Here is a 10,828-nt window from a genome sequence, read left to right as displayed (position 1 = left end):
CCGCCGCGGCCGGTCCATAGCGTGAAAAGGGAATTCGCGGTGGGAAAACCGCGCTCATCCCCGCTGAATGAGGTCGTGGCTGAATGGCGAACGTGGAGAAGCTCCGGGAATACCTCAAGCTCGTCACGGCGGATCTGAAGCAGACCCGGCAGCGCGTCCGGGAGCTCGAGGACCACGATCCGATCGCCGTCGTCGGCATGGGCTGCCGCTACCCAGGTGGCGTGCACGGCCCGGACCAGCTCTGGCGGCTCGTCGCCGACGAGGTCGACGCCATCTCCGGGTTCCCCACGGACCGCGGCTGGGACCACGACGCGATCTTCGACCCGCGGCCGGCCAAGCCCGGCAAGACCTACGTCCGCCACGGCGGCTACCTGGCCGGCGCCGACCGCTTCGACGCCGAGTTCTTTGGGATCTCGCCGCGCGAGGCCGTCGTCATGGACCCGCAGCAGCGGCAGCTCCTCGAGGTCTCGTGGGAGGCGATCGAGCACGCGGGCATCGACCCGCGCGCGCTGCGCGGCAGCCGCACCGGCGTGTTCATCGGCGGCTGGTCCGACGACTACACCGCGGCCGCCCGCGGCATCTCCGAGGAGTACGAGGGCTACCTGTTCACCGGCAGCGCGGCCAGCGTCCTCTCCGGCCGGGTGGCCTACACGTTCGGCCTCGAAGGCCCGGCGGTCACCGTCGACACGGCCTGCTCCTCGTCGCTGGTCTCCCTGCACCTCGCGGGCCGCGCGCTGCGCAACGGCGAGTGCACGCTCGCGCTCGCGGGCGGCGTCACGATCATGTCGACCCCGCAGGGCCAGATCGAGATCAGCCAGCAGCGCGCCCTCGCCCCCGACGGCCGCTGCAAGGCGTTCGGCGACGGCGCCGACGGCTTCGGCGCGTCCGAGGGAGTCGGCGTCGTGGTGCTGGAGCGCCTGTCCGACGCCCGCCGCCACGGCCACGAGGTCCTGGCCGTCGTGCGCGGCACGGCCACCAACCAGGACGGCGCGAGCAGCGGCCTGAGCGCCCCGAACGGCCCGTCGCAGCAGCGGGTGATCCTGGCCGCGCTGCAGGACGCGCGGCTGTCGCCCGCCGACGTCGACGTCGTGGAGGCGCACGGCACCGGCACCGCGCTGGGCGACCCGATCGAGGCCGACGCGCTGATCGCCGTCTACGGCAAGGACCGCACCCCCGAACGGCCGCTGTGGCTGGGATCGCTGAAGTCCAACATCGGCCACTCGGCCGCCGCCGCGGGCGTCGGCGGGGTGATCAAGATGGTGCAGGCCCTCCGCGCCGGGGTGATGCCGAAGACGCTGCACGCCGAGACGCCGTCGTCGAAGATCGAGTGGGACGGCGGCGGCGTCGAGCTGCTGCAGGAGTCGCGTCCGTGGGAGTCGGACGGGCCGCGGCGGGCCGGGGTGTCGTCGTTCGGGATCAGCGGCACGAACGCGCACGTGATCCTGGAGCAGGCCCCGGCGGTCGTGAGTGAAAAACAGTGTTCTAACACTGTTATCCACTCACGACCCGCTGCGGTGCCGGTGGTGCTCTCGGGGCGTACGCCGGAGGCTTTGCGTGACCAGGCCGCCCGGCTGCGCGAGCACGTGCTGGCGCATCCGGAGCTGCCGCTCGCGGACCTTGGGTTCTCGCTGCTGGGCCGCACGGCGTTCGCGCACCGCGGCGCCGTCGTGGCCGCCGACCGCGACGAGCTGCTCGCCGGGCTGGCCGACCTGCCGCTGACCGGTTCGGGGTCCGGCGGGCCGAGCCGCGTGTTGATGGTCTTCCCCGGCCAGGGCTCGCAGTGGGTCCACATGGGACTCGAACTCGCCGTGCTGGAACCGGTGTTCGCCCGTCGGCTGCGGGAGTGCGACGCGGCCCTGTCGGAGTTCGTGGGCTGGTCGGTGTTCGACAAGCTGGCCGACGAGGAAGCACTGGGCCAGGTCGACGTCGTGCAGCCGCTGCTGTGGGCGGTCATGGTCTCGCTGGCCGCGTTGTGGCGTTCGTACGGTGTCGAGCCCGCCGGGGTGGTGGGCCACTCCCAAGGTGAGATCGCCGCTGCCACGGTGTCGGGTGCGCTCTCGTTGCAGGACGGTGCTCGCGTGGTGGCGTTGCGCGCGAAGGCGTTGCGGGCGCTGGAAGGCCTTGGCGGGATGGCGTCGATCCGGGTCTCGGCTGAGGAAGCCGCGGAACTGATCGGGGACAAGCTGGCGATCGCGGCGGTGAACGGCCCTTCGCAGGTGATCGTGTCCGGCGACGTGTCCGCTTTGGACGAACTCGCCGAGCGCTGCGAGAGCTACCGGCGCATCGATGTCTCGTATGCCTCGCACCACCCGCAGGTGGGGCAGCTGGCCGACGTGATCCTCGAAGACCTGGAGCCGGTCTCGCCGGAGAGCACGAACATTCCGTTCTTCTCGACCGTGTCCGGCGAAGCGATCGACACCGCGACGCTGACCGGCGAGTACTGGCTGGAGAATCTGCGCAGCCAGGTCAAGTTCTTCCCGACCGTCGTGGCCGCTCTTGAGCGCGGCTTCACGCATGTTCTCGAGGTGAGTCCGCATCCGGTGCTGGGTGGGCCCCTGGAGGAGGCGGCCCGAGGCATCCCTGTGCTGTCGACGCTGCGCCGCGACACCGCGCAGAAGCGGTTCCGGACCGCGCTGGCCGAACTGCACGTCACCCACGGCCACGTCGACTGGGCGCCGCTGTTCGCAGGCGCGAAAAGGGTTCCCCTGCCCACCTACGCCTTCCAGCACCAGCGGTACTGGCTGGAGCCGCGGCCGGGCACCCGGGACGTCGCCACGCTCGGCCTCCGCCCGGCCGAGCACGGCCTGCTCGGCGCGGTCCTGCATGCCTCCGACACCGGTGCCGTCTACCTGTCCGGACGCCTTTCCCTCGCGGCTCAGCCGTGGCTGGCCGACCACGCCCTCGGCGGCACCGCGGTGCTGGCCGGGTCGGCGATGCTGGAGATGGCCGCGCACACCGGCGAGCGGCTCGGCTTCCCGCGCGTCGAGGAGCTGACCCACCAGGCGCCGCTGGTCCTGCCGCCGACCGGCGCGGTCACCGTCCAGGTCACCGTGCACGACCGCGCGTTCACCCTCGCTTCCCGCGCCGAGGACGACGACGAGTGGGTGGTCAACGCGACCGGCCTGCTCGCCCCGGCCGTCCCCGAAGGGGGCGACGCCGAACTCGCGGTCTGGCCGCCGCGCGACGCGGAACCCCTGTCCCTCGAAGACTTCTACGAGCGGATGGCCGACGTCGGCGTCCACGCGGGCCCGGCCTTCCAGTGCGTCAACGCGGCCTGGCGCCGCGGCGACGACGTGTTCACCGAGCTGGCCCTGCCGGGGGACCTGCACCGCGAGGCGGGCTCGTACGTGCTGCACCCGGCGCTGCTCGACGGCGCGCTCCAAGGCGCGTGGTTCGGCGTGCTGGGTGACCCGGGACAGGGCCGTGGCCCGTTCAGCTGGAGCGGCGTCAGCCTGCGCCGCCCCGCCGGGACCACGCTGCGCGCCCGCATCCGCGCGGCCGGGCCCGACGCGCTTTCCGTGCTGGTGAGCGACGAAACCGGCGCCGAGGTCGCGGCCGTCCGGTCGCTCGTCATGCGTCCGGTCGGCGACGACGTCGCGCCGGTCGAACCGCCGCTGCGGGTCGACTGGGTGGACCACCCGGAGATCGCGCACCCGACGACGTCCGCGACGTTCGCCCTGCTCGGCGCCGACGAACTGAAGCTCGGCGACGCAGTCGACGCCGAGCGGTACGCCGACATCGCGGCGCTCGCCGCGGGACCGGCGCCCGAGTACGTCTTCCTGACGCTGCCGCCGAAGCCGTCGGCGAACCTGGCCGAGCAGGCGCGCGCCGCCACCACCACGATGCTGAAGACCGCCCAGGACTGGCTCGCCGAGCCGAACCTGCGGCACTCGCGCCTGGTCGTGGTCACCTCCGGCGCGGTCCGCGTCGGCGACCAGGACGACATCGACCTCGCGCACGTCCCGGTGTGGGGGCTGCTGCGCTCGGCGCAGGCCGAGTACCCCGAGCGGTTCGTGCTGGCCGACACCGACGGCACCGCCGAGTCGACCGCGGCCCTGGCCGGCACGCTCCTGGCCGGGGAGAACCAGTTCGCGCTCCGCCGGGGTCACGCGTCCGTGCCGCGGCTGACCCGGATTTCCCCGCACCAGCAAGGGGAAACGCCGAAGTGGGACAGGGGGACGGTGCTCGTCACCGGCGGCCTCAAGGGCGTCGGCTCGCTGGTCGCCAAGCACCTCGCGGCCACGCACGGCGTCCGCCGCCTGCTGCTGCTCGGCCGCCGCGGCGCGGACACCCCGGGCGCCGCCGACCTCGTCGCCGAGCTCGCCGAGCTGGGGGCCGACGCCCAGGTGCGGGCCTGCGACGGCGCCGACCGCGACGCGCTTTCCGCGGTGCTCGCCGAGATCCCGGCCGAGCACCCGCTGACCGCCGTCGTGCACTCCGCCGGCGTGTTCGACGACGGCCTCCTCCCGGACCTCACCCCGGGCCAGGTCGAACGGGTCTTCGCCCCCAAGGTCGACATGGCGCTGAATCTCCACGAGCTGACCGCCGAGGCCGACCTCGCGGCGTTCGTCCTGTTCTCGTCGTTCGCCGGGACCTTCGGCGGCGCGGGCCAGGGCCCGTACGCCGCGGCGAACCTGTTCCTCGACGCCTTCGCCGCCCACCGCGTCGCCCAGGGCCTGCCCGCGACGGCGCTGGCCTGGGGGCTGTGGGAGGAGCGCAGCGGTATGGCCGGGGCCCTCGGCGACGCGCAGCTGCAACGCCTGGAAGGCGGCGGGCTCGTCCCGATGACCGCCGAGCACGGCACCGCGTTGTTCGACGCGGCCTGCGCGTCGGGCGAGACGGCGCTGGTCCCGGTGCCGTTCGACCGCGCCCGGCTGCGGGCCGACGCGAAGGCGGGGGCGCTCCCGGCGATCCTGTCCGGCCTGGTGCCCGCCCCGGCGCGGGGGAACGAGCCGCGGACCGTCGACTCCGCCCGCTTCCGCGCCGAACTCGCCGCACTGTCCACTGAGGACCGCGAGAAGCGGCTGCTCGACCTCGTGCGCACGACGGCCGCGTCGGTGCTCGGCCACGCCGGGCCCGCCGCGGTCGGCGCGGACCGGGCGTTCGGCGCGCTGGGCATCGACTCGCTGACCGCGCTGGAGCTGCGCAACCGGCTGACCGCCGCGACCGGGCTGCAGCTGCCCGCCGCGCTGGTCTTCGACTACCCGAACCCGCGGGCCGTCGCCGGGTTCCTGGCCGGGGAGCTGGGGGAGCCGGAAGCACCGGCCGCCGTCCCGCTGCTCGCCGAGCTGGACCGCCTGGAAGCCGCGCTCGCCGCGCTCACCCCGGACTCGCTGGCCGCGCTCGTCCCCGACGAGACCGCGCTCGCCCGCATCACCAGCCGCGTCCAGGCCCTGCGCCCGCGGTGGGACGAGGTCCGCGGCGTCACCGCGGCGCCGCTGGAAGCGGCCACCGACGACGACCTGCTCGACCTGCTGGGCGACCGCTTCGGCACGGCCTGACGTCTTCGAAGAGGGACTACGCATGGACAACGAAGAGAAGCTCCGCCGCTACCTCAAGCGGGCGGTCGCCGAGCTGGACGACACCCAGGCGCGGCTGGCCGAGGCCGAGCGGCGGGCCACCGAGCCGATCGCGATCGTCGGCATGGGCTGCCGGTTCCCCGGCGGCGCGGACACCCCGGAGAAGTTCTGGGCCCTGCTCGAGAACGGCGTCGACACGGTCGCCGAGGTGCCGGGCGACCGCGGCTGGGACCTGGCCGCGCTCTACGACCCGGAGCTGAGCCGTCCCGGCACCAGCTACGTCCGCAGCGGCGCCTTCCTCGACGCCGCCGGGGACTTCGACGCGGACTTCTTCGGCGTCTCCCCGCGCGAGGCGCTGACCATGGACCCGCAGCAGCGCGTGCTGCTCGAGACGTCGTGGGAGGCCGTCGAGCGCGCCGGGATCGACCCGGCGTCCCTGCGCGGCGAGCGCGTCGGCGTGTTCGCGGGCACCAACGGCCAGGACTACGGCAACCTGCTGCTGCAGGCCCCCGAGGGCGAGGGCTACCTGTCCACCGGGTCGGCCGCCAGCGTCGTCTCCGGCCGGATCTCCTACACGCTCGGCCTCGAAGGCCCGTCCGTCACGGTCGACACGGCGTGCTCGTCTTCGCTGGTCACGCTGCACCTTGCCGCCCAGGCCCTGCGGAGCGGCGAGTGCTCGCTGGCGCTGGCCGGCGGCGCGACCGTCGTCTGCACCACCGACCTGTTCGCCGAGTTCAGCAAGCAGGGCGGGCTGTCCCGCGACGGCCGCTGCAAGCCGTTCTCCGCGGCCGCCGACGGCTTCGGCATCGCCGAGGGCGCCGGGATGCTGCTGGTGGAACGCCTGTCCGACGCGCAGCGGCTCGGGCACCCGGTGCTCGCCGTCGTCCGCGGCTCCGCGGTGAACTCCGACGGCGCGTCCAACGGCATCACCGCGCCCAACGGCCCGTCCCAGCAGCGCGTGATCCGGCAGGCCCTGACCGCGGCCGGACTGTCCACTTCGGACGTCGACGTCGTCGAGGCGCACGGCACCGGCACGTCGCTGGGCGACCCGATCGAGGCCGACGCCCTGCTGGCCACCTACGGCCGCGGCCGCACCGAGCCGCTGTACCTGGGCTCGGTGAAGTCGAACGTCGGCCACACGCAGGCCGCGGCCGGCGTCGCCGGGGTGATCAAGATGGTCCTGGCCCTGCGCCACGACCTGCTGCCGCCGACGTTGCACGCCGACGAACCGACCCCGCACGTCGACTGGACGTCCGGCGCGGTCTCCCTCCTGACCGAAGCCCGCCCTTGGCCGGAGTCGGACCGCCCGCGTCGCGCGGCGGTGTCGTCGTTCGGCATCAGCGGCACCAACGCCCACGTGATCCTCGAGCAGGCCCCGGCCGTCGTGAGTGAAAAACAGTGTTCTAACACTGTTATCCACTCACGAGCGGGGGCGGGGCCGGTGCCGCTGCCGTTGTCCGGGCGGACTCCGGAAGCCCTGCGGGCGCAGGCTGCCCGGGTGCTTGATGTCGTGCGCAGCGGGGCGCGGCTCGTCGACGTCGGGTTCTCCCTCGCCCGCAGCCGGGCGGGGCACGAGCACCGGGCCGTCGTGGTCGGGGATCCCGAACGCGCGCTGGCCGCGCTCGCCGCCGGAGAACCGGACGCCGACGTCGTCACCGGGTCCATTGTGGACGGCAAGGTCGCCTTCCTCTTCTCCGGGCAGGGCGCGCAGCGGCTCGGCATGGGCCGCGAGCTGTACGGGACGTCCGAGGTGTTCGCCGCGGCGTTCGACGCCGTGCTCGCCGAGCTGGACCCCGGCTTGCGCGACGTGATCTGGGGCGACGACGCCGACGCCCTCAACCGGACCGGCAACACCCAGCCCGCGCTCTTCGCCATCGAGGTCGCGCTGTTCCGGCTGGCCGCGTCGGCCGGGATCGAGCCGGACTTCGTCGCCGGGCACTCGATCGGCGAGATCGCCGCGGCCCACGTCGCCGGGGTGCTGTCCCTGGCCGACGCCGCCCGGCTCGTCACCGCCCGCGGCCGCCTGATGCAGGCCCTGCCCGAGGGTGGCGCGATGATCGCGCTGCAGGCCACCGAGGCCGAGGTGACGCCGCTGCTCACCGAGGACGTCTCGATCGCCGCGGTCAACGGCCCGCAGGCCGTGGTCGTCTCCGGCGCCGAGGCCGCGGTGACCGCGATCGCCGCGCACTTCGCCGACCGCAAGACGAAGCGGCTGCCCGTGTCGCACGCCTTCCACTCGCCGCTGATGGCGCCGATGCTCGACGAGTTCCGCGCGGTCGTCGAGGGGCTCACCTTCGCCGAGCCCGCGATCCCGGTCGTCTCGACGCTCACCGGCGGCGAGGCCGACCTCACCGAGCCGGAGTACTGGGTGCGGCACGTGCGCGAGGCCGTCCGGTTCGCCGACGGCGTCGCCAGCCTGCGCGAAGCCGGGGTCCGCACGTTCGTCGAACTCGGCCCGGACGGCGCCCTGTCCGCGTTGGTCGAGGGCGCGATCCCGCTGCTGCGCAAGAACCTCGACGAGCCGCGGGCCGTGCGGAACGCGCTCGCCCGGCTGCACGTCACCGGGACGCCCGTCGCCTGGGACTTCCCCGGCGCCCGGCTCGTCGACCTGCCGACGTACCCGTTCCAGCACAAGCACTTCTGGCTCACCCCGGGCGAGACCGGCGGCGACGCCGTCGCGTTCGGCCAGGGCGTGGGCACCCACCCGCTGCTCGGCGCGACGCTGACCCTGCCCGATGGCGCGTTCGTCGCCACCGGACGGCTGTCCCCGCACAGCCACCCGTGGCTCGCCGACCACGTCGTCCTGGGCACGGTGATCCTGCCCGCGACCGCGTACATCGACCTGGCCCTGCACATCGGCGACGGTGACGGCCTCGCGGAACTCACGCTGGCGGCGCCGCTGGTGGTGCCGGAGCAGGGTGCGGTGGCGATCCGGCTGTACGTCGGCCCGCCTGGGGAAGACGGCCGTCGCGCCCTCCGCCTCGACTCCCGCCCGGACGGCGAGGACGACTGGACCGCGCACGCGAGCGGCTTCCTCGGCACCGACGCGGGCGAAGCTCCGCAACCGCTGACCGAATGGCCGCCCGCGGGAGCCGAGCCGGTCTCGCTCGACGGGCTCTACGACCGCATCGCCGACAGCGGCCTCACCTACGGCCCGGCGTTCCGTGGGGTCCGGGCCGTGTGGCGCGGGGACGACGAGATCTTCGCCGAGGTGTCGCTGCCCGAGCACGTCCGGCCCGACGGCTTCGGCGTGCACCCGGCCCTGCTGGACGCGGCCCTGCACCCCGCCGTCGGCATCCCCGGGCTGCTCGCCGAAGCCGCCGACGCGGGCCTGCCGTTCTCCTGGACCGGCGTCCGGCTGCACCGCGGCGGCGCCGACACGCTGCGCGTCCGGCTGGGCGCGACCGGCACCCGCGGCCTCCGCGTCGAGGTCGCCGACAGCGAGGGCAACCCGGTCGCCTCGGCGGAATCCCTGGTCTCGCGGCCGCTTTCGCCCGAACTCCTCGCCGGGCCCCGCGCCAAGAACACGCTGTTCACCGTCGACTGGGTTCCGGTCCAGAGCACGTCCTTCCCGCGCGGCCGCGTCGCCCTCGCCACCTCGGACGACGACCCCGCGTGCGCGTTCGCGGACCTCGGCTCGTTCGCCAACCTGCCCGCCCTGCTCGCCGAGCTGGCCGAGCTGCCCGCGCCGAGCATGGTCTTCACCTCGCTTCCGGCGGACGACCCGCACGCCGCCGCCGAACAGGCGCTGCACCTCGTCCAGGCGTGGCTGGCCGACGCCCGGCTCGTCGACGCTCAGCTGGTGTTCGTCACCAGCGGCGCGGTGGCGACTTCGGCGGGCGAGGACGTTCCGGACCTGGCGCACGCGACGGTGTGGGGGCTGGTGCGGTCGGCGCAGTCCGAGCACCCCGGCCGGTTCGTCCTCCTCGACACCGACGGCGCCGCCCCCGCGTTCGCCGCGGACGAACCGCAGCTCGCCGTGCGCGGGTCGCGGACACTGGCGCCGCGGCTGGCGAAGGCGGAAGCGTCCGAAGTGGACTCATGGCCGACCGATGGCCCGGTCCTGATCACCGGCGGCACCGGCGGCCTGGGCTCGATCGTCGCCCGCCACCTGGTCGACCACGGCGTGAAGCACCTGGTCCTGGCCTCGCGCCGCGGCCCGGACGCGCCGGGGGCCGAAGAGCTGCTGGCTCTCGAGGCCGAGGTCGAGATCGTCGCCTGCGACGTCGCCGACCGCGCCGCCGTCGAGAAGCTGATGACGGCACACGAGTTCGCCGCGATCGTGCACACCGCCGGAGTCCTGGACGACGGCCTGGTGACCAGCCTGACGCCCGAGTCGCTGCACCAGGTCCTGTCGGCCAAGGTCGACGCGGTCCGCAACCTGCACGACCTGGCCGGAGACGTCGGCGCGTTCGTGCTGTTCTCCTCGGCTTCGGGTGTCCTGGGCAGCCCGGGCCAGGCCAATTACGCGGCCGCCAACGCGTACGTCGACGCACTGGCCCAGCACCGCCGAGCCCAGGGCCAACCCGCGATTTCGCTGGCCTGGGGTTCGTGGGAGCACACGGGCGGCGGCATGACGAGCACCCTCGGCGACGCCGACCGCGGCCGGATCAACCGCAACGGCGTCCTCCCACTGTCCATAGAGGACGGCCTGTCGCTCCTGGACACGGCTCTGAGCAGCGAACGCCCGCTGCTGGTCCCGATGCACCTGGACTTGCCGACTCTGCGCGCGAAGGCGGGCGACGGCGTCCCGCCGTTGCTGCGCGGCCTGATCCGCACCCCCCGCAAGGACCCGGCACTTTCACGTGAAAGTGCCGCCTCGGTCCTCGGGCGGCTGGCCGGGTTGGCCGGGGACGAGCGGGCGAAGGCGCTGCTGGACCTCGTCCGGACGCAGGCCGCGCTCGCGCTCGGGCACAGCGGCCCGGCCGACGTCGGTGCCGAACGCGGCTTCCTCGACCTCGGCTTCGACTCCCTCACCGCGGTGGAGCTGCGCAACCAGCTCGACGCGGCCACCGGCCTGCGGCTGCCCGCGACGCTGATCTTCGACTACCCGAACCCGGCCGCGCTGGCGAAGTTCCTCGACACCGCGCTGCCCAGCGCCGAGGCCGAAGCCGGGGGCGCGCTGCGCGCCGCGCTGGACGGCGTCGAAGGCCTCCTCAAGGCCGTCGACGCCGAAGAGGCCCAGCGCGCCGCCGCCCGGCTGCGGGCCCTCGCCGCCCGGTTCTCCGGCAGCACGCCGGACGAACTGGAGTCGGCGACCGCGGAAGAACTTTTCGACCTGCTCGACACCGAGCTGGACAGCTAGGAGC

General features: G+C 74.1%; 1 protein-coding gene and 1 pseudogene. Both read left to right on the top strand.

Going from position 1 to position 10,828, the window contains the following annotated elements; translation table 11 throughout:
- The first annotated feature begins 92 nt into the window (after positions 1-92).
- Positions 93-5,501 (top strand): type I polyketide synthase, encoded by a 5,409-nt coding sequence (locus QP939_RS05270; RefSeq protein ID WP_434219670.1) that lies wholly within the window; start codon positions 93-95, stop codon positions 5,499-5,501.
- A gap of 28 nt (positions 5,502-5,529) precedes the next feature.
- Positions 5,530-10,824 (top strand): annotated as a pseudogene (locus QP939_RS05265) (SDR family NAD(P)-dependent oxidoreductase); the annotation flags it as partial.
- Between the last annotated feature and the right edge of the window lie 4 nt (positions 10,825-10,828).

Origin of the sequence: Amycolatopsis nalaikhensis, assembly GCF_030264295.1 — a bacterium.
GTDB lineage: Bacteria > Actinomycetota > Actinomycetes > Mycobacteriales > Pseudonocardiaceae > Amycolatopsis > Amycolatopsis nalaikhensis.
The sequence above is the reverse complement of the archived record's forward strand: the minus strand, read 5'-3'. Positions and strand labels throughout refer to the sequence as shown.